This is a genomic window from Ensifer sp. GW821-FHT05G01 (genome assembly GCF_059419585.1).
The window spans coordinates 48,264-71,645 of the sequence record NZ_JBWKSC010000018.1; the positions used below are offsets into that span (position 1 = coordinate 48,264).

At 60.5% G+C, this 23,382-nt stretch carries 26 protein-coding genes; 15 read left to right on the plus strand and 11 right to left on the minus strand.

What is annotated here, in order from left to right; translation table 11 throughout:
- Positions 1–345: 345 nt before the first annotated feature.
- Positions 346–909 (minus strand): TetR/AcrR family transcriptional regulator, encoded by a 564-nt coding sequence (locus tag AC07UR_RS31715; protein WP_494700472.1) that lies wholly within the window; start codon positions 907–909, stop codon positions 346–348.
- A gap of 102 nt (positions 910–1,011) precedes the next feature.
- Between AC07UR_RS31715 and AC07UR_RS31720 the strand changes: the two genes are divergently transcribed.
- The 3 genes from AC07UR_RS31720 to AC07UR_RS31730 all read left to right on the plus strand — a co-directional run bounded on the left by AC07UR_RS31720 (position 1,012) and on the right by AC07UR_RS31730 (position 3,112).
- Positions 1,012–1,782 carry an SDR family NAD(P)-dependent oxidoreductase gene (locus tag AC07UR_RS31720; protein ID WP_494700358.1) on the plus strand — a complete coding sequence of 257 codons (771 nt, stop codon included), beginning with the start codon at positions 1,012–1,014 and terminating at the stop codon, positions 1,780–1,782.
- 118 nt (positions 1,783–1,900) lie between these two features.
- Complete coding sequence (locus AC07UR_RS31725) at positions 1,901–2,716, plus strand: alpha/beta fold hydrolase (RefSeq protein WP_494700473.1); 816 nt, start codon at positions 1,901–1,903, stop codon at positions 2,714–2,716.
- Between the two features lie 135 nt (positions 2,717–2,851).
- The gene (locus AC07UR_RS31730; protein WP_494700359.1) at positions 2,852–3,112 is read left to right on the plus strand and encodes a hypothetical protein; all 261 of its coding nucleotides are present in this window, start codon (positions 2,852–2,854) and stop codon (positions 3,110–3,112) included.
- A gap of 110 nt (positions 3,113–3,222) precedes the next feature.
- Here the strand turns inward: AC07UR_RS31730 and AC07UR_RS31735 are convergent, their stop codons facing one another.
- The 5 genes from AC07UR_RS31735 to AC07UR_RS31755 all read right to left on the minus strand — a co-directional run bounded on the left by AC07UR_RS31735 (position 3,223) and on the right by AC07UR_RS31755 (position 7,090).
- The gene (locus AC07UR_RS31735) at positions 3,223–3,540 is read right to left on the minus strand and encodes a YHYH domain-containing protein (protein ID WP_494700360.1); all 318 of its coding nucleotides are present in this window, start codon (positions 3,538–3,540) and stop codon (positions 3,223–3,225) included.
- Positions 3,541–3,708: 168 nt separating this feature from the next.
- On the minus strand, positions 3,709–4,296 hold the full coding sequence (locus AC07UR_RS31740) for a TetR/AcrR family transcriptional regulator (protein WP_494700361.1): 588 nt from the start codon (positions 4,294–4,296) through the stop codon (positions 3,709–3,711).
- A 241-nt stretch (positions 4,297–4,537) separates the two neighbouring features.
- Entirely contained in the window at positions 4,538–5,641 is a 1,104-nt protein-coding gene (locus tag AC07UR_RS31745) for a flavin monoamine oxidase family protein (RefSeq protein WP_494700362.1), read from the minus strand.
- Between the two features lies 1 nt (position 5,642).
- On the minus strand, positions 5,643–6,344 hold the full coding sequence (locus AC07UR_RS31750) for a cupin domain-containing protein (RefSeq protein WP_494700474.1): 702 nt from the start codon (positions 6,342–6,344) through the stop codon (positions 5,643–5,645).
- Positions 6,345–6,346: 2 nt separating this feature from the next.
- Entirely contained in the window at positions 6,347–7,090 is a 744-nt protein-coding gene (locus tag AC07UR_RS31755; RefSeq protein ID WP_494700475.1) for an SDR family oxidoreductase, read from the minus strand.
- Positions 7,091–7,202: 112 nt separating this feature from the next.
- Here AC07UR_RS31755 and AC07UR_RS31760 point away from each other — a divergent pair, with 112 nt between their 5' ends.
- The 7 genes from AC07UR_RS31760 (at position 7,203) to AC07UR_RS31790 (ending at position 15,586) form a co-directional block, all read left to right on the plus strand.
- Entirely contained in the window at positions 7,203–8,111 is a 909-nt protein-coding gene (locus tag AC07UR_RS31760; RefSeq protein ID WP_494700363.1) for a LysR substrate-binding domain-containing protein, read from the plus strand.
- Positions 8,112–8,479: 368 nt separating this feature from the next.
- Positions 8,480–9,049: a peroxiredoxin-like family protein gene (locus AC07UR_RS31765; protein WP_494700364.1), complete on the plus strand. Its 570-nt coding sequence runs from the start codon at positions 8,480–8,482 to the stop codon at positions 9,047–9,049.
- A 62-nt stretch (positions 9,050–9,111) separates the two neighbouring features.
- Positions 9,112–11,247: a dihydrolipoyl dehydrogenase family protein gene (locus AC07UR_RS31770; RefSeq protein WP_494700365.1), complete on the plus strand. Its 2,136-nt coding sequence runs from the start codon at positions 9,112–9,114 to the stop codon at positions 11,245–11,247.
- Between the two features lie 4 nt (positions 11,248–11,251).
- Complete coding sequence (locus tag AC07UR_RS31775) at positions 11,252–11,902, plus strand: CDP-alcohol phosphatidyltransferase family protein (protein WP_494700366.1); 651 nt, start codon at positions 11,252–11,254, stop codon at positions 11,900–11,902.
- Entirely contained in the window at positions 11,875–13,122 is a 1,248-nt protein-coding gene (locus AC07UR_RS31780; RefSeq protein WP_494700367.1) for an ABC transporter substrate-binding protein, read from the plus strand. Before AC07UR_RS31775 ends, AC07UR_RS31780 begins: the two co-directional genes overlap by 28 nt.
- Complete coding sequence (locus AC07UR_RS31785) at positions 13,098–14,852, plus strand: ABC transporter permease (RefSeq protein ID WP_494700368.1); 1,755 nt, start codon at positions 13,098–13,100, stop codon at positions 14,850–14,852. The genes AC07UR_RS31780 and AC07UR_RS31785 overlap by 25 nt, the downstream gene beginning before the upstream one ends.
- Positions 14,849–15,586 (plus strand): ATP-binding cassette domain-containing protein, encoded by a 738-nt coding sequence (locus AC07UR_RS31790; RefSeq protein ID WP_494700369.1) that lies wholly within the window; start codon positions 14,849–14,851, stop codon positions 15,584–15,586. The genes AC07UR_RS31785 and AC07UR_RS31790 overlap by 4 nt, the downstream gene beginning before the upstream one ends.
- On the opposite strand, the gene AC07UR_RS31795 is transcribed toward AC07UR_RS31790, so the two are convergent.
- From AC07UR_RS31795 to AC07UR_RS31810, 4 genes are all read right to left on the minus strand, one after another.
- The gene (locus AC07UR_RS31795) at positions 15,506–16,420 is read right to left on the minus strand and encodes a helix-turn-helix transcriptional regulator (protein ID WP_494700370.1); all 915 of its coding nucleotides are present in this window, start codon (positions 16,418–16,420) and stop codon (positions 15,506–15,508) included. The genes AC07UR_RS31790 and AC07UR_RS31795 overlap by 81 nt on opposite strands.
- Positions 16,421–16,738: 318 nt before the next feature.
- Positions 16,739–17,311 carry a pyridoxamine 5'-phosphate oxidase family protein gene (locus tag AC07UR_RS31800; RefSeq protein WP_494700371.1) on the minus strand — a complete coding sequence of 191 codons (573 nt, stop codon included), beginning with the start codon at positions 17,309–17,311 and terminating at the stop codon, positions 16,739–16,741.
- 30 nt (positions 17,312–17,341) lie between these two features.
- Entirely contained in the window at positions 17,342–17,827 is a 486-nt protein-coding gene (locus tag AC07UR_RS31805; protein ID WP_494700372.1) for a nuclear transport factor 2 family protein, read from the minus strand.
- Between the two features lie 165 nt (positions 17,828–17,992).
- Positions 17,993–18,538 (minus strand): carboxymuconolactone decarboxylase family protein, encoded by a 546-nt coding sequence (locus AC07UR_RS31810; protein ID WP_494700373.1) that lies wholly within the window; start codon positions 18,536–18,538, stop codon positions 17,993–17,995.
- A gap of 129 nt (positions 18,539–18,667) precedes the next feature.
- Between AC07UR_RS31810 and AC07UR_RS31815 the strand changes: the two genes are divergently transcribed.
- The gene (locus AC07UR_RS31815) at positions 18,668–19,645 is read left to right on the plus strand and encodes a LysR family transcriptional regulator (protein ID WP_494700374.1); all 978 of its coding nucleotides are present in this window, start codon (positions 18,668–18,670) and stop codon (positions 19,643–19,645) included.
- Between the two features lie 183 nt (positions 19,646–19,828).
- Here the strand turns inward: AC07UR_RS31815 and AC07UR_RS31820 are convergent, their stop codons facing one another.
- Positions 19,829–20,365, minus strand: coding sequence for a helix-turn-helix transcriptional regulator (locus AC07UR_RS31820; RefSeq protein ID WP_494700375.1), 537 nt, complete (start codon positions 20,363–20,365; stop codon positions 19,829–19,831).
- A gap of 503 nt (positions 20,366–20,868) precedes the next feature.
- Between AC07UR_RS31820 and AC07UR_RS31825 the strand changes: the two genes are divergently transcribed.
- The 4 genes from AC07UR_RS31825 to AC07UR_RS31840 all read left to right on the plus strand — a co-directional run bounded on the left by AC07UR_RS31825 (position 20,869) and on the right by AC07UR_RS31840 (position 23,372).
- Entirely contained in the window at positions 20,869–21,714 is an 846-nt protein-coding gene (locus tag AC07UR_RS31825; protein ID WP_494700376.1) for a cysteine hydrolase family protein, read from the plus strand.
- Positions 21,715–21,970: 256 nt separating this feature from the next.
- The gene (locus AC07UR_RS31830) at positions 21,971–22,498 is read left to right on the plus strand and encodes a TetR/AcrR family transcriptional regulator (protein WP_494700476.1); all 528 of its coding nucleotides are present in this window, start codon (positions 21,971–21,973) and stop codon (positions 22,496–22,498) included.
- A 60-nt stretch (positions 22,499–22,558) separates the two neighbouring features.
- Positions 22,559–23,128: a carboxymuconolactone decarboxylase family protein gene (locus tag AC07UR_RS31835; RefSeq protein WP_494700377.1), complete on the plus strand. Its 570-nt coding sequence runs from the start codon at positions 22,559–22,561 to the stop codon at positions 23,126–23,128.
- A 19-nt stretch (positions 23,129–23,147) separates the two neighbouring features.
- Positions 23,148–23,372: a glutaredoxin gene (locus AC07UR_RS31840; protein ID WP_494700378.1), complete on the plus strand. Its 225-nt coding sequence runs from the start codon at positions 23,148–23,150 to the stop codon at positions 23,370–23,372.
- The last annotated feature ends 10 nt before the right edge of the window (positions 23,373–23,382 follow it).

Sequence of the window (23,382 nt, forward strand, 5' to 3'; positions counted from 1 at the left end):
TTGAGATTGTAATCCAAAATTTCGATGGTCAATTTTGGCGTAATATATTGTAAGCGTTGCAATATCCGCACCATCCGCGTCCCAACGAACGACGCTTTCCTCGTCGCGTGAATCTCGAATTAAGTGCAAAATCGCAAGCCCCAATCTCAAATTAACTGCTCATCAAATAATGTGCCGATCTATCCCGTTGAAATCGTTGCAGACACAGTCCTACGATTAACTGCAAAACGACACTTGGTGCCCTGCCCATTCATGCGACCACTATTGAGGGTTTGCGGGAAATCCCGTCAAGCAAACGCTGAACGCGCGCGCCTACCAACATGGCGGCGGGGACGAGTTTAGCTGTCAATTGGCCAAGTCCGGCAGACTGATCTCATCGAAAACGTCGGGATCACCGAGAGCGCGGGCGACGATCAATGCTCCCTCGATCGTTGCGAGGATCGTGAGGGATACCTTTCTTAGGTCCTCTTCGGACTTATGTCGTCCCCATTCGGACCCGCGCAGAGCGGTCTGGAGCCATGCGGAGACCTCAACGAAAAAGGCCCGCGACTGCTTGGCTACCTCGGGTGGAAGGTCCGCGACCTCGGCTCCGAGCATCCCGCAAAGACACATCAATCTGTCATTGACGAGCGAGTTTCGGGCCAGGCGTCTGATCGCCCCAGCAATCTCCTCGGCGCTGCGCGACTGATCGTCCGGCGGGCCGAGGGCCCGGAGAAAGTCCGCCGTGTACCTTTGGGCTATCCTTGCCCCAAGCGCTTCCTTCGTTGGAAAGTAGTAGTGGACCGTCGAGCTCTTAACTCCGATTTCGGCCGCGATTTCGCGGAAGCTGAAGCCGTTGTAACCGCGGGAACGGATCATCCGCTCGGTTACGTCGAGGATTTTGTCTTCGCTGGATGACGCTTCGCCCATGTCTCACCGTCCTTTCGATCTATAGATAGATAGAGGTTGACGACAGGTGAAGCAAGCTGTATCCGGTTCATCTATCTATCGATAGAGTAGTGGAGGAAAAACATGAGTGATAGTGGCGCAACCGTCATTGTGGGCGGTTCAGCGGGGATTGGCTTAGCGGTTGCGCACCGGCAGCTTAGGAAGGGGCGGCGCGTCAACATCGTCGCTCGGCCGGGGAAGCGGATAGAAGCCGCTGTCGTCGAACTTGGCGAGGCTTACGGGAGCGATCTTGTTCGTGGTATCCCGATCGACCTTGCCGCGGGAGATGCCCTGGATAAGCTGATGTCCGCTCTGAGGGCCGAAGCGCGAATCTGTGGGTTGGTCAACGCGGCAGGATACTTCTTCCCGAAGTCATTCCTGGAGCATACGGGCGATGATTTCGACCGCTACCATGCGTTCAACCGAGCGTTCTTCTTCATCACGCAAGCTATCGCGAAGCGTATGCAGGCGGAGGGTGGCGGTGCGATCGTGAATGTAGGGTCGATGTGGGCGCGCCAAGCTATCAAAGCCACGCCATCATCCGCCTACTCAATGGCGAAGGCGGGGCTGCACGCGTTCACCCAACACGCCGCAATGGAACTCGCCGACAGCGGCATTCGGGTAAACGCCGTCTCTCCAGCGGTGGTCGAGACCACGATATATGAAGCATTCATCCCGGCTGAAGAGGTCAGCTCGACACTCCATTCAGGATTCGATGCGTTCCACCCCATCGGGCGTATCGGTCAACCCAATGACGTGGCGACAGCGATCGAATTTCTCCTGTCGACAGAGGCATCCTGGGTGACCGGGGCGATCTGGGACGTCGATGGCGGCGTGATGGCAGGGCGTAACTGACTGGTTGCGCCGGATATGCCCAATCAATCGCAATGATGGCGGAGATTTCGTTCGCCTACTCCGATCCAACCGAGCTGTGCGGTACACCGCGGCTCTCACAAGAAGAGTACTTTTGAACATGAAAGCCAACATACAGAATCAAAAGATTCTTGCTCACTTCGAGTTTGGGCACGGTCCCGAAAAGGTTTTGATGATCCACAGCTGGATCGACGATTCCTCGAGTTTCGATCAAGTCACACCATACCTCGATCCGGACAAGTTCACCTATGTATTCGCCGACCTTCGCGGTTACGGCAGTTCGATCTCGATCCAAGGGGAGTACACCTCGACTGAAGCCGCCGGTGACGTTTTCCGCCTGGCTGACTTTCTCGGATGGGACAGATTCCACCTGATGGGCCATTCCATGAGCGGGATGATTTCGCAGCGTGCAGCTCTGCTCGACTGGACGAGTGGCAATTGCCGGATCAAGAGCGTGGTCGCGATCACGCCTGTTACCGCCAATGGCTTCCCCGCGGACGAGGACACGAAGGCTTTTCTGAAGGCGTCGGTTCACAACCGAGAAATAGGAGCGCAACTGGTCTCCGGCTTGACGGGTGGGCGACTAAGCGAGACGTTCTCCGGGGCAGTCGTATCGAAGAACATCGCGACATCTTCGGCTGACGCAATGCTGGGCTATTACAGAATGTGGGTCAGCGAGGATTTCTCAGCTGAAGTCATAGCAGCGAAAATCGAGACGCCGATATTGGTCATCTCCGGGCATCAGGATCTGCCTGGCTTCCAGGCCGACGTCTACCAAGCGACCTTTGGTCAGTGGTACCTGCGGAACGAAATCACGTCGATTACCGATGCGGGACATCTGCCGATGTACGAAACCCCGGCATACCTTGCGGCAATCGTCGAGAGCTTCATGGAACGGCAAGCGAAAGCGGCCTAACGGAAACCGTGCCTCCCATGGGACCCCTCTCCGTGGGAGGCACGATGCTTAACTGATCCGCGTTGCTGCGATTACTATGTCCGCCGCCTGGTCGCACCTCTTCAAGGAGCTGCGGAGTAAAGACGGGAGAAGAGATTGGAAGAAATGGCCGCCGCAAAAGATAGTGATCAGTCGGAGCTCGTTTGCAGCGCCTTTCGAAAAGGTGAATGTGAGGGGAGGACCGAAGCGTATTTGCAGTGCATCGAGGAGTTTTGTGGGGCTTTCGGGATTCCAGTAACCGACCACCACGTTGATGTCCTCGTCAAGCTTCCATCGGAAGGTCTTGAGACCGTATACCGACTGCTGCTGCTTCAACGCGATCTCGACGCCGTCTTTGCTGAGTATATCGGAAGTTGATGCCAATGGTTACCCTGCCACAGGCTGCAATGGACTTGAAGCCCTCCCTAAAGATTTCAGTCGATATGGCCGGAAATGCCCCCCGTTGCGGTGTTTTTGATGTGCTGCAGCTACGACCCCGATGTTGGAACGAGAAAGCTGAGCCATCGCGCGCAATAAGCAGTCAACCTTGTGTAAGGTGACAAAGCTTCTGCTTCTTGCGCGCTGGAGCCTCCATCTTCCGGGAAGTGTCGCTGGCAAGTCCTGGGCGCGGGAACATCGCCCGCGTGGTAGTCTCCTGTCTTCCTATTGTGATAACAGCCGTTTTTATCGAGCCCTCCGCCATGGGCAAAGAGGCCGGTGGTCGCCGTCGCAAGAAATGCGAACGCCAGAATAGTTCGTAAAAAGCGTATGAGTTCTCCTCGGTTTTTGCAACCGCAAGCATGCACGACAAAGCCGGGAAGTCGATGGAAAATTTGGCTAAATCCAAATCATCCCAAAATTGGCGATCATGGCTTTGATAATCGTCAAAGTTGAGGCGCGGAACGGGTCTAGCACTGTACGAGCGGCGCATCGCAGCGTGCGCATGATGAGATGGACTCGACTTGGGGGTCACACTAGGGTGATCGCCAACTCTCTGCGACCGCAATCGCCGAACGGGCGATGCCGCGGATACGGGCCTCGTCGCCGCCAGCGCGCGCCAGCACCCGAAGGGCGATTATTGCCGACAGCATCAAACCGGCGTCAGAGCGTGGGTCGCGTACCTGGATAGCTTCGCCGCGACCGAGGCGTACGAAGGCACGATGGAAGCCGTCTTCGATTTCCATGAGGCAGGACTGAATGGATTTGCCGAGTTCCCGGTCCGTCGGCGCGACCTCAATGGCGGAATTTACAAGAAGGCAGCCACGCGGGTCCGACAGCGACGTTTCGACGAGATTGTCGAAGAACACTCTTATCCCATCCACCGGATCGTCGCTGGAGTCGAGTTCCGCGACGCGCCGCCGCGCGTAATTGTTCAAATAGTCTGACAGGCAAAGCTGGAACAGGGAGCGCTTGTCTCCGAAGGCGTTATAGAGGCTAGCCCCGGTTATTGACATGGCGTCTGCAAGATCGCGCACGGACGTCGCACCGTAGCCGCGCCGCCAGAACTCCTGCGTCGCAGCCGCGACGGCTGCCGACTGATCGAATTCCCTTGGTCTTCCCATCGCTCTTGAGTGCTCCTGCTGACGAGGTTGCGCCAGTGATCGCATCGTGACGAGTTTTAGATCAATTGATACAAAATCGCAAGTTGCCGTCGGTGCGCCATAAAGCGGTGTCTAACCTGCTCTGGCGGGAAAAGTCAGGCGTATCTCGGACAGTCCTCCTTTTGGAGAAGAGAGATACAGATCACGGGGATGCGAGTACTGAAGGTGGAAAGTTACCGGGTCCTGAACCAGATCGCCCCTGTCACCGGAAGTGGCGATGGAACTCAAGGTGCCGGGAGACAGCATGTTTCGCGGCAGTGACCGCTCCTGACAGATATCCGGATTCTGCGGGACTCGTCTCGCTTCCTGCGAGGCTCAAACGCTCCTGCCATTCGCCAGTGACCCAGACTTCGTCGCCTGCGACCGGATGTCCGGCGGCGCTTTGGTCAGTCGCAGTGGCGGTCAGGGGATCGGCCGCCCAGTCCTTCAACAGCGTGGCCACGGGGTTGCGGGCGGCGGAACCGAACAGTCGTTCGAGCTGTGCCAGACAGGCGGTCTTCAACGTGTCCTCTCCGACCGAGGCACGCTGCTCCGCGCTTACGCCGATGAAGCCGAAGAGGGCCGCCATTCCGGATGCCGTCTTCGCATCATGGATTTCACCCATCGGCCCCACAATGCTCTGGGCGGTACCCGAAAGCCCCGCAGTCCTCCAGAACGGCTCATCATAAATCGCGAAGAATTTGGCGTGCGGCGCCATCCAGGTCGGAGTACTTCGCCAACGCCACGACGTTCTCCTATCCTGGGACGGAATGAAAGCGACAGACGCCTCGAGGAGCCGGGGCGGAAGCGCTGCGATGACATGGCCGGCCGAAATGAACTCCTCCTCGCCGCTCCCATTCTCGACTGTCAAGCGGACGGCCTCATCGGCGAGCGCCAGTGTCTTCAGCCTAGTCCGGAGAAGGACGCTGTCGGCGGGGAGCTCATGGGCAAGGGCTCGCACGACAGCTCCTGTTCCGCCCTCCAACCGCATAGACGGCGGCTCCTGCGACAGGGGTTGGAAGCGCTGAGGTCGGTGGTACGGCCGCTCGAAGACGACCTCGCCTGCACTGTGTTGGGCGAACGCCCGAAGTCCTAATTGCGATATCAGGTCGGCGATCGCGGGTTGCATCTGCGGCCAGTACCAGGATGGGCCGAGGTCGAACCCGTCTTCTGACGGTGCGCCGCAGCTGTCCACAGTAAGGATGCGACCGCCGCAACGATCCCGCGCCTCGATCACAAGGACATCCACACCCGATCTCGTCAGAGTCCAGGCAGCATACAGCCCGGCAAGGCCCGCGCCGATGACTGCAACTTCGCATGACTTCATGTTATCTTCCCTTTGACGTCGCGCAGTCTTCGAACTTAACGACATCATCGTGGAGAAGCGCGCCGGATTTCAGCCACACCCTGGCGCCGCCCGTACCGACCTTGGCGCGGAGCTGGCGTCCCGCAGGTAGCCGGAGCCAAGACCAGTGGCCGAGGACATCGCCGTCGTCGGTGAATTCTCCCCTCAGGACCAGAAGTTCGAGCCCGTGAGGATTGGCGACTTCGATCTCAGCGCCGGGCTGCCAATCCTCCAGCATCACACGCTCGTCTTCGCCGTCGAACAGAATACGAGACGACGAAACACCGGGTCGAGGGTCCGCTGGAGCGCCTTCACCCGGACACCGGACAATCCTCTCCCGATCGCCCGACTTGAACTGCCAGAGCTTGACGAGGATTACGCATCCATCGTCACTGCCCGGAGCGTGTCCTGTACCTGGCGGGTTGCGGACATAGCTTCCTGCCGGAAAATGGCCGCTCTCGTCCTCAAATACGCCGTCGAGGACGAGGAACTCCTCCCCGCCAGGATGTTCGTGATGCGGGAAGCGGCTTCCGGAGGCGTAGCGGACGATCGATGTCGCGCGGGCTTTTTCTCCGCCGATCCTGAACAGCATGCGACGATCCACGCCCTTGGCGGGGCTGGGTAGCCAATCGATCCGGTCGGCGTGGACGAGTGCGCGTTTGGAGAGGTCTTCGTTTATTAGCATGGTCATAGCTCCGATCTTCCGCCGTCGATGACGATCTCCGCTCCGAGCATGTAGCTCGACGCATCGCTTGCGAGGAAAAGGACGGCGGCCGCGATCTCCTCGGGTTTGCCCATGCGCCCGATAGGCACCTGGTCGCCGACGCGTTCGGCATAGGCACGGAACTCTTCTTCCGTCTGGTTGTTGCCGCGATGGATCGGCGTCTCGATGGAACCGGGACTGACTGCGTTGACCCTTATCCTGCGATCCAGAAGCTCCGCGGACATCGTCCGCGCGAACGAGCGCACAGCTGCCTTGGAGGCCGAAAGCACTGCGCGTCCGGGGGTTCCCACCTGGTTCAGCCAGGACGTGTTGAGAATGATGGAGCCGCCGTCCCGTATCAGTGGAAGCAACGACTGGACGGTGAAGAAGACGCCCTTCACGTTCGTGTCCATGATCTTGTTGTAGCTGCTCTCATCCGCGGTCGCCAAAGGCGTCCCCAGCGCCACCCCCGCATTTGCGAACAGGATGTCGAGCGACGAGAACTCGTGTTCCAGAGAAACCCTCATCATGCTGAGATCGTCGAGCGAGGAGACGTCCGCAGGGATAGTGATGACGTCGACGCCAAGCTTCGCCCTGGCCTTCGCGAGCTTGTCCATCGACCTGCCAGTGATCGCAACTCGAGCTCCGTTGTCCCGCAGCATCTTCGCGGCCGAAAACCCGATTCCGCTGGCTCCGCCCGTCACGAGCGCTGTCCTGCCGTGAAGTATCATGCTTGAATCCTTGTCTGGACTTCAGCATTGGACTTTTCTGATTGCCTTGACGAGGCAAACAATTGATACCGGAAACAAAGAAAAACTTTGTCGGTTGGAACGAATCGCAATGAGGAATCTCACACGGCTCAAATCCCTCCAGGCGCTGGAGGCATCCGCGAGGCACGGCAGTTTCGTCGGCGCTGCCGCGGAGCTCGACGTCACCCCGCCCGCCGTGGGCCAGCTAGTGCGCTCGCTCGAGGACTGGGTCGGCTATCCGCTCTTTCGGCGGACCCGGTCGGGGACGGAGCGCCTGACATCAGTGGATGAGGCAAAGGAGGCTCTCGAAGATATCTCCCAAGGCCTAGACCTTCTCGAGTCGGGACTTCGGAAGCTTCGCGGGCGGAAGGCCCGTACGGTTGTGGTCGTGACGGCCTCTCAGGCGCTCGTCGCGAACTGGCTGTTGGGGCGGCTCGACGATTTTACGACCCGACACCCGAACATCGATGTCAGGCTGGACGTCTCCGACCGCGTCATCGATCTCGCCCAGGGAGAGGCGGACATCGGTATCCGGTGCGGACTTGGAAACTGGAAAGGTGTGAGGTCCACGTTCCTGATGGGAGAAGAGATCATCGCTGTATGCAATCGCACGCTTCTTCCCGGCGATCACGCGGTCACACCAGGCTGGATCATGCGGCAGACGCTCATTCATGACGGCACACCTCATGCTGGCGGCGGCTTTCCTTCCTGGGGGCAGTGGCTCGCGCGGGCGGGTGCGAACCAGTTGCCCCCGGACGGCGGTCTCAAGATCAACTCTACGGCGGCCGTCATTCACGCGGCCGTCACGGCAAAGGGGGTCGCGCTCGTCAGAAAAGCGCTTGTGGCCCAAGAGGTGGAAAGCGGCCGCCTTGTCCATCTCATGCCCGAGGTGAGCTGGCCCGTGAAATGGGCGTACTATGCCGTAGCCGCCCCCAAGGCATTGCGCAGGTATGAGGTCTCCTCGTTCCATGATTGGCTGGAAACCCAAGTCCCAGTGTGATCGGATAATTGGAGCTCAGTGTAGAAACGGGTCTGCAGGACAGCGCCGCCTGCCAAGGTTTACCCGCGGAACATTCCCGTCCCGTGGTGGATCGGGAAGCCTGGCGCTGAGCGGCCGCCGGGGTGGGCGGTAGCCAATCTTCGCCGCTTCGATCTCGCACGGACGTCCTGCGATGAATCAATTGCCGACACGCAAGCGTTGGGGCGTCGAATTCGAGGTTTCCCGGGGTCGAGCTACAGCCAGTCCGATCGGCCTTGCCCGGTACCCAATTCACAACACTGCGATCTTCAGCATCTTCGCTTGCGCATCCGTCCAGACTTTGCAAGTTTTAGAGCAATCGATCTAAAACAAAAGAGAGGACAGCTGAAGTGAATACAACCGCCCGACTTCTTCCAGGAAAACCCGTTCCCGGCCTCCGGCTTCCGGTTGCCGGGGGGAGCGTCTATGAGCTCAACGGCGATCGGCCGAGGGCATTCTCCCTTCTGGTCTTCTACCGAGGTATTCACTGCCCCATCTGCAAGTCGCAGCTGAGGGATCTTGAAGCCAAGCTGGATGAATTCACCCGCCGGGGCGTTTCTGTCATCGCGGTTTCGATGGACGGTGAAGAGCGGGCGATGCGGACGAGCTTCGAGTGGAGATTGTCCAACCTTCGCCTCGCCCACGACCTGCCACTATCTGTTGCCCGCGACTGGGGTCTCTACTTTTCGCGTGGTCGCGGAAAGACGTCCACCGGTGTCGTCGAGCCTGAGCTCTTTAGCGAGCCCGCGATCTATCTCGTTCGCCCTGACGGTACGCTCTACTTCGGCAGCGTGCAGACAATGCCATTCGCGCGGCCGAATTTTGCGGAGATCATCGGAGCAATCGACTTCGTCGTGAAGAACGACTACCCGGCCCGCGGCGAGGCCGATGTAACGTTCAGTCCCGTTGCAGCGAAATAAGTCCAGAACCGCAACAGGCCGTCACCGATGGCGGCCGTCGACAGGGCATAGGCCACTTGAACATGGAAATTGCCAAAACAAGACGCCGTGCCGCAAAGCTAATCGGCGCGGTGCTGCTCGCGACTGTCACTCTAGCATCGGCGCTGTACGTCAAGGGCTATGCCAATGAATCCGATATACTCGCACAGCTCTCGGCTGCGAGGGAGTGGATCCAACTGAACCCAGGCGTCGCAGCAGCTTGGTTTGCGGCCGCATACGTGGCCATGACTGCCCTGTCGCTGCCGGGCGCTATGGCGTTCACTATTCTTGTGGGCAGCCTGTTCGGCTTCTGGCTTGGGGCCGTGCTGGTCTCATTCTCCAGCGTGGCGGGGGCGACGATCTCGTTCGTGATCGCTCGCTACCTTCTGCGTGATGCGGTGGAGACACGCTTCCCACTAGCCGTGGCGAAGATCAATCGCGGTGTTGCGGCGGACGGCGCAAGGTATTTGTTCGCACTGCGGCTTATACCGATCGTCCCCTTCTTCCTCGTCAACCTTGCGATGGGTCTGACAAGGATGCCCGTCCTCACATTCGCCTGGGTCAGTCAGCTCGGTTCGCTGCCGGGAACACTTGTCTACGTCAACGCCGGTCAGCAACTCGCCACGATAGAGAGCACCAGCGATATCCTCAGCGCACGGCTCGTCCTTGCCTTCACGGCTTTGGCGGCTTTGCCATTCGCGGCCAAAGCCGGAAACGCCTGGTGGAGCCGACGCCTGCGCCTGCGCCGTTGGCAGCGTCCCCGCCGTCTCGACTACGACCTGATTGTGATCGGGGGCGGTTCAGCTGGTCTTGTGTCGGCCTACTTGGCTGCCGCTGCCCGTGCGCGCGTCGCTCTTGTCGAGCAGGAAGAGATGGGTGGCGACTGCCTGAACACTGGGTGCATTCCGTCCAAGGCATTGATCCGCTCCGCGAAGCTCGCGAAGGAGGGTGTGCACGCAGAGGCATTCGGCTTAAGAGGGCATCTCGAGCCCGACTTCGATGCCATCATGCAACGGATCAGGACTGTGATAGCGACCATCGCGCCGCATGATTCCGCCGAGCGATACCAGGCGCTCGGCGTGGACGTGGTGAAAGCGCACGCGACGGTCGTTGATCCTTGGACGGTCGATGCAGGCGGGCGACGCCTCACGGCCCGCCGCGTCTTGATCGCTACGGGCGCAGAGCCCTATATCCCGCCGATACCGGGCCTCTCGGAGGTGGATCCGCTCACCTCTGACACCATTTGGGATCTGTCGGCGCAACCTCAGCGTCTGCTCGTGTTAGGCGGCGGACCGATCGGGTGTGAGCTCGCCCAGAGTTTCGCGCGGCTCGGAACCGAGACGACGCTGATCGAGGCTCTACCGTCAATCCTGTCGCGCGAGGATGACGATGTCGGTGCTCTGCTGCATCGGCTTCTGTGCGAGGACGGGGTGACAGTAATCGTAGGCGTCGCTGTGACTTCGTTTGAAAAAAACGGGGACGCTACGGTCGCAAGCCTCTCGGACGGCCGTAGCCTTGACTTCGACCGTGTCCTCGTGGCGGTGGGGCGTCGACCCCGAACAGGGGGCTTGGGGCTCGAAGGTCTCGGGCTCCTGGAGGACGGCCACCTGCTTGTGGACGAGCGGCTGCAGACTCTCATCCCAACCATTTATGCCGCGGGTGACGTGATTGGGAAGCTGCAGTTCACTCACGCAGCCAGCCACTACGCGTGGTTTGCAACCATGAACGCTCTGTTCGGTCGCCTCAAAGCTTGGAGCGCACGGACAAAAGCATTCCCCGCGGTTACCTACACCGATCCGGAAGCGGCCCGTGTTGGCCTCAGCGAGAAGGAGGCCCGCAGCCTTGGCATCGCCTATGAAGTGACCAGATACGATCTTGCAAGACATGATCGCGCGGTGACGGAGGGGGCGACTGAAGGATTCGTCAAGGTGCTGACAGTGCCGGGCAGGGACCGAATCCTCGGGGCGACCATCGTGGGGACCCGCGCAGGCGAAATGCTTGGCGAGTTCACCTTGGCCATGCAGCATGACCTTGGCCTTAACGCGGTTCTCCGCACCATCCATCCGTACCCCGGATGGACCGACGCCGCAAAGGCGACGGCTGGTGTGTGGCGCAAGCAGCACGTCCCGGCGTGGCTGCCGGGCGTCTCTGCCCGAATACTTTCCTGGTCGAGGGGGTAGGAACGTGATCGACCGACACCTGCTTCCATTCCAGAGCCGCCTGCTCGACCCAACGGCCGGATGGCTAGAAGGAAAGGGCGTGCGAGCCGATACGGTCACCCTCCTGGGATTTGCCGCAGGTCTGACCGTGGTGCCGCTGCTTGCTCATGGCTGCTTCGCCGCAGCGTCGGTCGTGATCCTCTTTAATCGGACCCTGGACGGTTTGGATGGAGTGCTGGCGCGGCGGCGCGGCCCCACCGACCGAGGGGCTTTCCTCGACATCGCACTCGATTTCGCGTTCTACGCACTCGTGCCGTTCGGGTTTGCCCTTGCCGACCCAGGCAACAACGCCATGGCGGCGAGCGCCCTTCTGCTGGGTTTTGTCGGAACGGGGAGCAGCTTCCTTGCCTTTGCAGCGGTGGCTGCCCGTTCGCGCATGTCTTCCGCACAATATCCGGCCAAGGGGATCTACTACCTCGGTGGGCTGACGGAGGGTGCCGAGACGATCGCCGCATTCTTGGCGATGTGCCTCTGGCCGCATGCATTTCCAGCGATCGCCTACGCCTTCGCGTCTCTCTGCGCCGTGACGACGTGCATGCGTTGGTGGTGGGGATGGAAAAGCTTCGGGACCGCCGGAGGGAATGACACATGCAGACGACAGAAAGGAAACAATTGATGATTTCGGCAATCAAGAAGCTCGCTAGCTCTGCGCTGGTCGCGGCAGCCGTGGTCACGACAATCGGTCAGAGCCCGGTCCAGGCGTCGGATGACTGGAGTGACATCGTGTCGAAGGCACGCGGCCAGACGGTGTACTGGAATGCGTGGGGCGGCGACGAGAGGACGAATTCATTCATTGATTGGGTCGGACAACAAGTCCGGGAGCGATATGGAGTCAGCGTCCGTCACGTCAAGCTCGCGGACACCGCCGAAGCGGTGTCCCGGGTGGTGGCGGAGAAGACCGCTGGCCGCGATACAGGCGGATCTTTGGACCTGATCTGGATCAACGGTCCAAACTTCCTGTCGATGAAGGAGAAGGAACTTCTGTTCGGACCCTTCACTCAGCATCTGCCGAACTTCCGGTATGTCGATGTCGAGGATAAGCCGTCCAACATCACAGACTTCACAATTCCGGTCGACGGCATGGAGTCCCCATGGCGGATGGCGCAGGTGGTCTTCAACTATGATACTGCTCGGATTCCCGACATACCGCTGACGATCGCCGGCTTTTTGCCATGGGCCGAGGCTCACCCTGGACGCTTTACACATGCCGACATACGGGACTTCATGGGCGTCACATTTCTGAAGCAGGCTCTCGTCGAGCTTGCTCCAGACCGAGAAAGACTGCAGCGTCCGGTCTCGGAAGCCGATTTCGCGACGACAACCGCGCCGCTCTGGACATGGTATGAGCGGCTGAAGCCGTTCCTCTGGAGACAAGGCGCGCAATTCCCCGCAAATGGCCCCGCGACACGGCAACTTCTGGGCGACGGAGAGATCGACCTTTACATGGCGTTCGATCCGGCAGAGGCGGCGGCTTCGGTCGAGTCCGGTCTGCTGCCCGACACCGTGAGGACGTATACCCTTTCTGGCGGCACGATAGGCAACTCCAGCTTCGTCGCAATCCCCTATAACTCCCCGCATAAGGAGGGCGCGATGGTCGTGGCGGATTTTCTCCTGGATCCGGCGACGCAGGCAAAGGCGCAAAATATCGCCGTTCTGGGAAGCTTCACGGTTCTCGCACTCGACAAGCTCGCCGCCGACGAACGCCGACTCTTTGCGGAACTGCCGACGAATCCAGCGCTCCCCGACAACGACGATCTGGGGACAGTGCTACTCGAACCGCACCCCTCGTGGATGACCAGGATCACTGACGAATGGATGCGGCGCTACGCCAGATAGGGTTCGTCTCGGACCGACCAAGACAGCGGAGCACGACGAAGTTCGCGCGCCAGGTCACACACCTCGTGATTCTCTCTTTGGTCGGGGGGCCTGTCCTGGCGGGGCTGGCCTTCACGAGCCTCCCCGCCTTCGGTTATCTACCGTCCATCGGATGGGACGAGCCGAGGCTGGAGCCGTGGCGTAGACTTTTGGCCACTCCCGGGGTGGCCTCCAGCCTGCGGCTCAGCTTGTCGACGGGGATTGTCGCCACGTCGATCGCACTGGTCCTTGCCTTCGGTCTCTGCGCGTCTCTTCATGGTCGCCGATACAGCCGCGCCGTCACTGGCCTCGCCCTTCCGGTTCTCGCTGCGCCCCATGGCGCGATGGCGATCGGTCTCGCATTTTTACTTGCCCCGAGCGGCTGGCTGATGCGGCTCGCCAGCCCGTGGCTGACCGGATTCCATTCCCCACCAGATATAGCGACCGTCCAGGATCCCTGGGGGTGCGCACTGGTGGTCGGGTTGGTAGTGAAGGAACTGCCCTTCTTCCTGGTGATGGTCCTTGCAGCTCTCAACCAGTTACCAGTGGATCACCTAGTCAGATCCGCTCGATCGCTCGGCTATGGCAGGGGTATGATCTGGGCGAAGATCATTGCACCGCAGGTGTACAGCCAGATACGCCTGCCGATTTACGCAGTGCTGGCGTTCGCAATTTCCGTGGTCGACATGGCGCTCGTACTCGCGCCATCGAATCCTCCGACCCTTGCGGTTGTTGCGGTTCGTCTGCTGGCATCGCCGGACCTGGCACAGTATCCACGCGGAGCCGCCGCAGCGATGCTGCAGCTGCTCCTCGTGATCGTTTCCATCGGCATGTGGCGTATCGGCGAACGAGTTGCCATACGAGTCGGCCGCCGATGGATCACCTCGGGAGCGCGGGGCTCCGCGAGAGCCCCGATACTGCATATCTCTGCCGTCGTCGCCGCATCCGTGATCATACTTGGACTAGGGGCGCTGCTGGCACTTGCGGTATGGTCCGTCGCCTGGCGGTGGCCATTCCCGGATGCGGTGCCAGCCACATGGAGCCTCGAGGTCTGGCGGCGCCAATTTCACGCCGTCATCTGGCCCACGATGAACACTCTCACCCTCGGTGCAAGCACGAGCGCCGTGGCTCTCATCCTTGCCGTGGTTTGGCTGGAACTGGACGATCGCGCCGGAACGAGGAGACACGCTCCCGTAGCCAATCTGCTCTACCTGTCCTTAGTCGTGCCGCAGATTGCCTTCCTGTTCGGCGTTCAGGTTCTGGCCGTGATCTTATCCGCCGATGGTACCTTTATCGGCGTGGCCTGGTCTCATCTGATCTTTGTATTCCCGTACCTGCTGCTATCGCTCGAAGATCCTTGGAAATCGCTCGATCCGCGTTACGTCAGGTCTGCCGCAAGCCTCGGTGTGTCGCCCCTCCGAATCCTTTTTGTTGTCAAGCTGCCACTCCTTCTCCGGCCAATCCTCGTGGCGGCAGCAATTGGATTCGCCGTGAGCGCGGCGCAATATCTCTCAACGCTGTTTGTAGGCGGCGGGCGTCTGGCGACTCTTTCGACGGAGTCCATCGCGATGGCGAGCGGAGGCGACAGGCGGGTAGTCGGTGTCCTGACCGTCCTTCAAGCAATCCTACCTTTCATCGTGTACTCGGCCGCGCTGATAGTCCCAAACCCCATGACGCCTGGCCGCCACTCTCACACGGCCCAACGCCCATGACGCGCGATTTGCACTTGATATCAGTCAGTATTTCGGTGGCGGGCCGAGAACTCATCTCAGGGCTCGATCTCGTCATCGAGCCGGGCACCGTTACGACGGTCATGGGACCGAGCGGCGCGGGGAAGTCCTCGCTGTTATCCTTCATCGGGGGGCACCTCGATGCGGGCTTCCACGCGATGGGACAGATAATCTTGGGTGGACGGGATGTCAGTGAGGAAGCACCCGAACGCCGACGGATCGGTGTCCTGTTCCAGGACGATGTGCTCTTCCCACACCTGACGGTGGGCGCTAACCTGGCTTTCGGGCTCTCCCGGGCCATCAGAGGTCGTGAGCGAACCGCGCAGGTCACGAAGGCGCTTGTCAGCGCCGGGCTTGCAGGGTTCGAGGATCGATATCCTGCGACGCTCTCGGGGGGGCAGCGCGCCCGCGTGGTGCTGATGCGGACTCTGCTGTCGGCTCCGGAGGCCTTGCTGCTGGATGAACCGTTTTCAAAGCTGGACGCGGAACTCAGGCGCGACTTCCGGCAGTTCCTTTTCGACCGAGTCGCCGTCGAAGGGCTGCCTGTACTCCTGGTCACGCACGATCGCGCAGACGCAGCGGCCGCCAATGGGCCTGTCGTGGAACTCCGGGAGGGCAAAGCGGTGGAAGTCCGATCAGGGGCGGATCAAATCGATAGCGACGGTTCTCCGGAAGGCGTCCGGGGAGACTCCGTGCTCGTCTTTGAACGCCCGTGAAAAGTAGGTTCGGCTTTCGTATCCGACCATCCTGGCGATCCGCTTGACGGGCAAGTCCGACATGGCGAGGAGTTCTGCGGCGCGACGCAGCCGGACCGAGCGCAGGAAATCAATCGGACCAACCCCGTACGCAGAGCTGAATCGGCTGGCGAAGTTTGCGCGGCTCATGCCGACTTTTTCGGCCAGCGAGTCCACCGTGTGATCGAGATCCGGCCGGTCCAGAAGTTCGCGCAAGGCACCCCACAAGGCTTCGTCGGAGAGACCTTGAAGCCAGGCCATCGAAGGATCCCCTGAGGCCATCCGGCGGCGGTAGAGCAGGATAATGCATTGGAGCAAAAGGGTGCGTGCGAGTGCGCGAGTGCCAACGGTAGGATTCGCAAGCTCGGTGACGAGTTCTTGCAGGGCGGCGTTCACCCGGTCGGACGGATCCAGGTTTTCGATTATGGGTGCCCTCAACAGATCCATCGTCCCGCTGAGGCCACGATAGACGACGGATACGCGCCCGCAGATTGCTGCGAAGACGCCGGATCCTGCTCCCGCCTGCAGATGTGCCATGGATACATCCAATGGCCGGCAGTCCGGGAAGGTGTCCACGCCCGTGCCGGAGGCATGCAGACTGTGCGCCGCGAAGGCGGGAATCAAGATCATCGAGCCCACCGATGCAGGTATGGCCGGGTGGCCGTCGACCGTGATCGTCCCCTGCCCAGCGAGCACGTAGTGAAGGACCGCGTGCGATCTGCGCCCTAGCCCCAGCGATGCTTCGCCCCTGATCTCGCAAAGAGCGAAAGGATCAAGCCGAACATCGAGCGCGTCAAGAATGTCGTCGAACATCATATGCGGATCATATCCAAGAGTCGGACTGGGTGAAATGGATTCGACCTTGAATACACCTCGTGGACAATAAGGCACTGATGCCGATACACTTTTCCACCGTGTCCGACCTAGCCAACGCCATGGCGCTCGGGCCCGCAAATGAGCGGCGGCGTCATCGCACAGGGACGGATCGAAGTCGCCTTAACGGTACGATGGCTGGGAAGGACAGGGCGATCAGCAGAAACCCGCAATTGCGAGCGGACTAAGGTAACGACTCCAGAGACGGGCGGATGCCGATCTGAATCGCGCATCCCTCCGCGTGGACGGGTGATGGCGGCTTCACCCAAGGGGAACGAGGCCAGATCCCGTCATCGCCCGCACTTCCTCGAGCGTATAGCGTTCAGTGATATGCTGCGGACAATTCCAGTCGAAGCCCTCGACCGTGATGACGAAGCCTCGCTCGATCCGTGCCCGGTAGTCCGGCATCTCGAGGCGCGGCAGCAGCAAGTCGTCAAGTCCAATGACCCGGGCACGGCCGAACAGTTTGAGACGGGTCTTATTTGGGTAGTCCATGAAGAATAGCGCCACCCGATCGTCCGTGATCAGGTTGCCGACGCTGATATACTGACGGTTGCCGCGGAAATCTGCGAAGCCGATCGTGCTTTCGTCGAGTACACGCACGAAGCCGGTCGGACCGCCGCGATGCTGGATGTATGGCCATCCCGTCTCGTTAACACTGGCCATGTAGAACGAGTTCCTCGCAGTGATGAACTCGGCCTCGGCTTTGGTAAGCCGATAATTCGCGGGATCCGGCACGCTCTCCATCCGAGCGTACGAGGACCTGCTTCCCAATTCCTCCTGCACTTTCTTCACACTCGGCGTGAAAGCGATCTTGGCGAAATGATGCGGCATGACATCCTCCCGCGGGTCGGCGCCCGCGCGCTACAGGCCCAGATCCGAGAGGCCCAAGTGATCCGCAGGGCGGGGGCCTTGCGGCCAGTGGAACTTACGGTCGCTTTCGCGGATCTGCTGGTCGTTGATGCTCGCGACGCGCAGCCGCATCAGGCCGTGTTCGTCGAATTCCCAATTCTCATTTCCATGGCTGCGGAACCAGTTGCCGGCGTCGTCGCGCCATTCATAGGCAAAGCGCACCGCAATGCGGTTCTCGGCCACGGCCCAGAGCTCCTTGATCAGGCGATACTCCAGCTCCCGAGCCCATTTACGTTGCAGGAAGGCGACGATCTCGACCCGGCCGACCGGGAACTCGGCGCGGTTGCGCCAGCGGCAGACTTCCGTATACGCGAGCGACACTCGCTCTGGATCGCGGGTGTTCCAGGCATCTTCCGCCATCCGCACTTTCTGGATTGCGGTTTCCTGCGTAAACGGGGGGAGGGGTGGACGCGCGCTGGTTTGAGGCGTCTGGCTCATTGTGTTTCCTTCCGCTGTCTAAAGCGCCGCGCGTCTTATCTGACGCGCAAAGGTCGCTGTAGCGCTTTGATTTGCCGCATGTCTTCGTCCTCAAATCGAGGTCGATTTAAGGAGACATGCAGTAGGCGAAGGCGCGGCCGAAGCCGCGCCGGGTCGCTTGTGTTGTCAGGCGGCCTTGTTCAGTTCCATCTTGGGGAAGTCGATCTCGACCTGGGTCGCCTTGCCGAGCAGGTTGGTAAAGATGTTCATCGCGACATGTGTGATGATCTCGATGATGTCGGCGTCGGTGTGACCCGCGGCGCGGACCGCGTCGAACTCGGCCTTGCTCACCTGACCGGTATGCTCGACCAGCGCTCGGGCGAAGGACAGCGCGGCCGCCGCTTTGGCGTCCGAAGACTGGCCCAGGCGGTTGGCGAGCATCTCGTGATTTTCCAAGCCGACCTTGCGGCCGATGGCCGTATGTGCGGATACGCAGTATTGGCAGGCGTTTTGCTCGGCGACGGCGAGGGCGATCCGCTCGCGCGTCTTCGCGTCGAGCGAGCCCGCCCCCGCGATTCCATGGAGTCCCAGAAAAGCGCCCAGCGCGGCCGGCGAATTCGCCAAGACGCGGATGAAGTTCGGGACCATGCCGAGACCACTCTGGACGGCATCCAGAAGTTGCTTGGTCTCGCCGGTGGCGGTCGTTGGGTCGATAACGGCGACACGAGCCATGAGATTCAATCCTTCCATTTTGGTGGTGCGAAGCTCCTCGGCTCCGCTCCTCCGTAATGTCGTTCGTTATGCAGATTGAAAGAATATCCGATATGTGGAACACTTTATTCCGTCAGAAGGAATAAATAGATGGACCGACTGCACGAAATCGAGGTTTTTATTGCCGTGGCGGATGCCGGAAGCTTCGCTAAGGCAGGCGCGCGAATGCGTCTTTCGCCCCCGGCCGTGACGCGCGCCATCTCGGCCCTCGAGGATCGGCTCGGCGCGCGGGTCTTCAACCGCACGACCCGAAGTCTGACGATCACGGACGTCGGGCGACGCTTCCTTGAGCGCGCGCGGCGCGTCCTCGCTGATCTCGACACGGCCGAGAGGGAGGCGGTTGGAGAGGCCGCAACACCGCAAGGTCATCTCACCGTCACTGCCTCGGCGACGTTCGGGCGATCCGCGCTGACGCCGGTAGTCTGCGGCTTCCTCGGTCAGCACCCACGCGTAACGGCATCTGTTCTCCTGCTCGATCGGATCGTCAACCTCGTTGAAGAAGGTATTGATGTCGCCGTGCGCATCGGGCACCTGCCGGATTCGAACCTGGTCGCCAAACGGATCGGTTCAGTCCAACGAATCCTGGTCGCAAGCCCGGACTACCTGGCCAGGCGCGGGGTGCCCGCTGCACCGGGAGACCTGCGGCTTCATTCCGTGATCGCGTTCACAGGGCTCATGCCAAATCGTGAATTGCGCTTCCTGCATGGGCAGAAACCGGGCAGCGTGGGCTTGCACCCGGCGCTCGAAATCAATGACGCAGCCGCCTCCATCAAGGCCGCCGAGATGGGACACGGCATTACTGTCGCACTGTCCTACATGGTGAGCGACCAGATCCGCGATGGGAGGCTGGCACCGATGATGAGTGCTTTCGCACTACCGCCCCAGCCCGTGCACCTGGTCTACCCGCAAGCACGGCTCATCGCGCCAAAGATCCGCGCGTTCATAGACTTTGCAGCTCCCCGGCTGAGGACGGCTCTCGATCAGTTGGCGTGGACGAACCCGCAAGACGCGACGGCGGCTGGATCGTCGGACGCTCCTGGCGCAAGTCCCGACATTTTGGGAACATGATCCCCCCTCCACCTAGAGCGTCGACGTTCGGACTGCAGTCGGACTGGGGCTGCTCAGCCCGCCTCTACAGGACGGGTTCCGCCGACCGAACACCGCTCCGGCGTTTCATTGTGAACCTCCTGTTCAAGTTGTGCTGCCTCCTGCGACGGGCATTGCCAAGCGGCCGTTGTCCGACTCGACTTGTCAGGGACGCATTTTCTCCGCCGCGAGGGTCCGCCTGAAGGCACCGGGCGCAGCTCCGTGCGCGTTCTTGAACGCCCTTGAGAAATGGGGCCTGCTCTCGTAGCCCACCAAGCGGCCGATCCGCTTAACGGGCAGGTCCGATGTCACCAGCAGTTCGGCCGCGCGGCGTAGCCGTACTGCGCGAAGGAAGTCGATCGGGCCGACGCCGTAGGCGGACCTGAATCGACTGGCAAAGTTGCCACGGCTCATTCCGACGTTTGCCGCAAGCGTGTCCATCGTGTGAGCAAGATCCGGCCGGTCCAGCAATTCGCGAAGCGCGCTCCACAGGACTTCGTCGGTGAGGCCATGCAGCCACGTAGTCGAGGGGTCCCGGGCGGTCATGCGCCACCGGAACAGCAGTATGATGCACTGAAGGAGAAGGGTGCGCGCCAGGGCGCGCGTTCCAATGGTGGGCTGAGCCAGTTCGCTTATAAGATCCTCAAGGGCGACCCGCACCCTGTTGGTCGCATCCAGGTGCTCGATGATCGGCGTCTTCAAGAAGTCCAACGTCCCACTCAGTCCACGATAGACGACGGAGACACGCCCGCAGATCGCCGCAAGCACTCCAGCGCCCGCACCCGAGCGGAGGTGCTCAAGCGACAGGTCCAGCGGCCTGCACTCCGGAAACACTCCGACACCCGGTCCAGAAACGCGTAGGCTGTGCGGAGAGAAGGCAGGTATCAGAATGACCGAGCCGGCGGCGGCCGATATGGTCGGATAGCCCTCCACCTTGATCGTCCCTTCTCCCGCAAGGACATAGTGGAGCACGGCGTGCGGACGCCTTCCCAATCCAAGTGAGGCTCCCCCCCTGACCTCGCAGAGGGCGAAAGGGTCGAGCTGGACATCGAGTGCGTCAAGTACGTCTTCGAACATCATGGCGTGATGATAGCGAGGGCTGTCGCGCCGCAAAAAGCGAAATCCGTGACCAAGACATCTCGGAGACGATAAGGCACCGCACCTGGTGCAGTCTCTCATCGTGCCAGCCACGAGAGGAGTAGACGATGAGCGACCACGACAAATGCACCCACGGCGGTGAATGCGCCCACGGCGGCGTGAACCGACGCGCCCTGCTGACAGCCGGCCTTGCAGCCTCGATTGCGGGTGTTGCAATTGCGGGAGCAACCGGAGCGGCTGAGGCCGCGGGAACCGGACCCTATGCCGACCCCGCTGAACCCGTGCTGCCGCAGACAGACGTAAAAGTGGGACTGGCGGATACGGCGCTTGTAATCGTCGATCCGCTGATCGACTTCCTGAGCCCCAAGGGCGTTGCCTGGAAGGTCGTCGGAGAAAGCGTCCAGGAGCAGGACACCGTCAAGAATATCGGACGCCTCCTGAGCGCTGCCAAAAAGGTTGGGCTGACCGTAGCGGTATCGCCTCACTACTACTATCCGACCGATCACGGCTGGAAGTTCGAGGGGCCGCTCGAAAAGCTCATGCATGCGATCGGGATGTTCGATCGGAAGGGCCCATTGAACCTGGACGGTTTCGACGGCTCCGGCGCCGACTTCATGCCTGAGTTCAAGGACCAGATCCTCGACGGCAAGACCATCATCGCGAGCCCGCACAAAGTTTACGGACCCGAGACGAACGATCTCGATCTGCAGTTGCGCAAGAACGGAGTGAGGAAGGTTATCCTCTCGGGCATGTCCGCCAACCTTTGTGTTCAGGCCCACCTCTATGACCTTCTGGAACGCGGCTACGAGGTTGCAGTAGTGAGGGATGCGACAGCCGCGGCCAAACTTCCGGAGGGAGACGGATACCTGGCCGCGTTGACGAACTTCCGTTACGTCGCCAATGCACTTTGGACGACGAAAGACGCCGTCAAGCGCATCCTGAAGGCGGCCTAACTAGGGCGCCATTGGGGGCCGGACACAAACCCCTCGTGACCGGTCCTCCTACTCTTTCTGTCTGCGCAAGCCCAGGGAATCCGTGTTGAACGATCGTTCCAAATGGTGTAGGGTAAGGCGACGGTCGGATGTTTTCCTTTTGCCGCAGGAGAACAAGCTACCAAAGTGCGGCCTACGGCAGGGCGAGCGCAGACAGAAAGAGACCAATTTGTCCGGACAGAAACAGTTCAGCACATCGGAGTTTGTTGGTGGTGCCGTGCAGGCGTTCTGGGCGCGTGGCTATGAGGGGACATCGATGAATGACCTCGTCACGGCAACCGGAGTAGGCAGAGGAAGCATTTATTCTGATTTCAGCGGAAAGCGCGACATTTTCCTCGCCGCTCTGAAGCAGTACGACGAAATATACCGCTCGAGGTTCCTCTCGGCAATTGGAACGAAATACTCGCCGAAGGAAGCCATTGTAGCGGCGTTCGCGGCCGCTGCAGATACCGACGGAAAGTTGGATGGACCGAAGGGCTGCCTGCTTGTGAATACAGCTATCGAACTGGCGCCACACGACATGGAAATATCCGATCTCGTGAAGGGAAGCTTTGATGCTCTGGAGGAATTTTTCCTCTTGGAGTTGAGGGCGCTGAACCGCTCCGTGGCGGCGCACGACAGCCCTGAAGGCGCAGCCAAGACTCTGCTGGGGCTTTTTCTAGGTCTTCGGGTTCTGACGCGGTCGGGTGCCGAGGTGGCGACAAGGAAGGCCATCGTCGGGCAGGTTGAAGCCATGCTGGGGTAAAAAATTTTTAAAGTCTCTTGAACGGTCGTTCCAAGATGGTTTGCAACAAGGAGGAAGCCAATGACAGTCAGCTATGTCGAACGCGAAAATGCGGATGCGACAACCGTCTCTTTCTATGACAAAGCGGAGGAGCGGTTCAGCGCCCTGCTGAACATCTTCAAGGTGTTCGGCCATCAGCCGGAATACGGCGCAACCTTCACTGATACCGTCCTGGCGATCCTCAAGGACGGTCCCCTGGACTGGAGCACCAAGGAGCTGCTCATCCTCAAGGCGACGCAGGCCAACTCGTGCAAGTACTGCGTCGTCCAGCACGAACGCGTGTCCAGCATGCTCGGAATCTCCGAGGCGAAGATCGCCGATCTCGAAGGGGAGGCTTATCGGACAAGCGAGCACTTCAGTGATGGCGAGCGCGCGCTGCTGGATTTTGCAGTTCAGATCACCGAGGACGCCAACCGGGTCTCGAAGAACCTGTGGGACAGGCTGAAGCAGCACTGGTCGGAAAGCCAGATCGTCGACGCCGCATACGTCATCACCACCTATATCGGCATCTCGAAATTCGGCGATGCATTGGGGGTCGGGTTGGAACCCATGTTCGACGGCATAAAGCCGATCCTAGAGGTCTCACACTGAACCGAAGGAGGAAATGCGCATGAAAAAGGTCGAGATTTTCACGGGCAAGAGCTGCGGCTACTGCACCGCCGCGAAACAGTTGCTCACAACGAGAAAAATGGGGTTCGTTGAACGCGACGTCGCGGATCCTGAAGTTCTGAACGAAATGCGCGAGCGTCTGCCGCGCGCGAGGACCATCCCCCAGATCTTCATCGATGGACAGCACATCGGCGGCTACGACGACCTCAGGGCCCATCTGGGCTGAAATCTGCGGG

Bases quoted from the DNA above. Each gene is read 5' to 3' on its own strand.
- AC07UR_RS31715 (WP_494700472.1), bottom strand. From the start codon at position 909: ATGGGCGAAGCGTCATCCAGCGAAGACAAAATCCTCGACGTAACCGAG.
- AC07UR_RS31720 (WP_494700358.1), top strand. From the start codon at position 1,012: ATGAGTGATAGTGGCGCAACCGTCATTGTGGGCGGTTCAGCGGGGATT.
- AC07UR_RS31725 (WP_494700473.1), top strand. From the start codon at position 1,901: ATGAAAGCCAACATACAGAATCAAAAGATTCTTGCTCACTTCGAGTTT.
- AC07UR_RS31740 (WP_494700361.1), bottom strand. From the start codon at position 4,296: ATGGGAAGACCAAGGGAATTCGATCAGTCGGCAGCCGTCGCGGCTGCG.
- AC07UR_RS31745 (WP_494700362.1), bottom strand. From the start codon at position 5,641: ATGAAGTCATGCGAAGTTGCAGTCATCGGCGCGGGCCTTGCCGGGCTG.
- AC07UR_RS31750 (WP_494700474.1), bottom strand. From the start codon at position 6,344: ATGCTAATAAACGAAGACCTCTCCAAACGCGCACTCGTCCACGCCGAC.
- AC07UR_RS31760 (WP_494700363.1), top strand. From the start codon at position 7,203: ATGAGGAATCTCACACGGCTCAAATCCCTCCAGGCGCTGGAGGCATCC.
- AC07UR_RS31770 (WP_494700365.1), top strand. From the start codon at position 9,112: ATGGAAATTGCCAAAACAAGACGCCGTGCCGCAAAGCTAATCGGCGCG.
- AC07UR_RS31780 (WP_494700367.1), top strand. From the start codon at position 11,875: ATGCAGACGACAGAAAGGAAACAATTGATGATTTCGGCAATCAAGAAG.
- AC07UR_RS31785 (WP_494700368.1), top strand. From the start codon at position 13,098: ATGGATGCGGCGCTACGCCAGATAGGGTTCGTCTCGGACCGACCAAGA.
- AC07UR_RS31790 (WP_494700369.1), top strand. From the start codon at position 14,849: ATGACGCGCGATTTGCACTTGATATCAGTCAGTATTTCGGTGGCGGGC.
- AC07UR_RS31795 (WP_494700370.1), bottom strand. From the start codon at position 16,420: ATGATGTTCGACGACATTCTTGACGCGCTCGATGTTCGGCTTGATCCT.
- AC07UR_RS31800 (WP_494700371.1), bottom strand. From the start codon at position 17,311: ATGCCGCATCATTTCGCCAAGATCGCTTTCACGCCGAGTGTGAAGAAA.
- AC07UR_RS31805 (WP_494700372.1), bottom strand. From the start codon at position 17,827: ATGAGCCAGACGCCTCAAACCAGCGCGCGTCCACCCCTCCCCCCGTTT.
- AC07UR_RS31810 (WP_494700373.1), bottom strand. From the start codon at position 18,538: ATGGCTCGTGTCGCCGTTATCGACCCAACGACCGCCACCGGCGAGACC.
- AC07UR_RS31815 (WP_494700374.1), top strand. From the start codon at position 18,668: ATGGACCGACTGCACGAAATCGAGGTTTTTATTGCCGTGGCGGATGCC.
- AC07UR_RS31825 (WP_494700376.1), top strand. From the start codon at position 20,869: ATGAGCGACCACGACAAATGCACCCACGGCGGTGAATGCGCCCACGGC.
- AC07UR_RS31835 (WP_494700377.1), top strand. From the start codon at position 22,559: ATGACAGTCAGCTATGTCGAACGCGAAAATGCGGATGCGACAACCGTC.
- AC07UR_RS31840 (WP_494700378.1), top strand. From the start codon at position 23,148: ATGAAAAAGGTCGAGATTTTCACGGGCAAGAGCTGCGGCTACTGCACC.